1 protein-coding gene is annotated in these 1,206 nt (G+C 66.7%); it reads left to right on the forward strand.

Translation table 11 applies throughout. From position 1 onward, the window contains the following. The first annotated feature begins 3 nt into the window (after nucleotides 1-3). Nucleotides 4-1,206, forward strand: a complete 1,203-nt coding sequence (locus ABCN56_RS19665; protein ID WP_343082532.1) for an acyl-CoA dehydrogenase — start codon at nucleotides 4-6, stop codon at nucleotides 1,204-1,206.

Here is a 1,206-nt window from a genome sequence, read left to right on the forward strand (position 1 = left end):
GCCCTGAAACCCAAGGACGCCCCTGATCTTTCGCGCTTTGACTGGGAGGACGCCTTCCGGCTGGAAGAGCAGTTGTCCGAGGACGAGCGGATGATGCGCGACGCGGCGCGAAGCTATGCGCGGGAGAAGCTCCAGCCGCGCGTGATCGCCGCCTACCGGGAGGAAGAGACCGATCCGTCGATCTTCCGCGAGATGGGCGAGATGGGTCTTCTGGGCGTGACGGTACCGGAGGAATACGGCGGGCTCGGCGCGTCCTATGTCACCTACGGCCTCGTCGCGCGCGAGATCGAGCGGGTCGACTCGGGCTACCGCTCGATGATGAGCGTGCAGTCCTCGCTGGTGATGTACCCGATCTATGCCTACGGCTCCGAGGAGCAGCGACGGAAATACCTGCCGAAGCTCGCCTCGGGCGAATGGATCGGCTGCTTCGGGCTGACCGAGCCCGACGCGGGCTCGGACCCGGCGGGGATGAAGACCACGGCGCGGAAGACCGCCTCTGGCTACGTGCTGTCGGGCTCGAAGATGTGGATCTCGAACGCGCCGATCGCGGATGTCTTCGTCGTCTGGGCGAAGTCCGAGGCGCATGGCGGCAAGATCCGGGGCTTCGTCCTCGAGAAGGGCATGAAGGGGCTCTCGGCGCCGAAGATCGGCGGCAAGCTGTCGCTCCGCGCGAGCATCACCGGCGAGATCGTGATGAAGGACGTCGAGGTCGGCGAGGACGCGCTCCTGCCGAATGTCGAGGGGCTGAAGGGCCCGTTCGGCTGCCTCAACCGGGCGCGCTACGGGATTTCCTGGGGCGTCCTCGGCGCGGCGGAGTTCTGCTGGCACGCGGCGCGCCAATACGGGCTCGACCGCAAGCAGTTCAACCGCCCCCTGGCCCAGACCCAGCTCTTCCAGAAGAAGCTCGCCGACATGATGACCGAGATCTCGCTCGGCCTGCAGGCGTCCCTGCGCGTCGGCCGGCTGATGGACGAGGCCAAGGCCGCGCCCGAGATGATCTCCATCGTCAAGCGCAACAACTGCGGCAAGGCGCTCGACATCGCGCGCATGGCCCGCGACATGCACGGCGGCAACGGCATCCAGGAGGACTTCCAGGTCATGCGCCACATGGCCAACCTCGAGACCGTCAACACCTACGAGGGCACGCACGACGTCCACGCCCTCATCCTCGGTCGAGCGATAACCGGCCTCCAGGCGTTCTTCTGA

The sequence above is a fragment of the Ostreiculturibacter nitratireducens genome (genome assembly GCF_032670585.1).
Classification (GTDB): Bacteria; Pseudomonadota; Alphaproteobacteria; order Rhodobacterales; family Rhodobacteraceae; genus Ostreiculturibacter; species Ostreiculturibacter nitratireducens.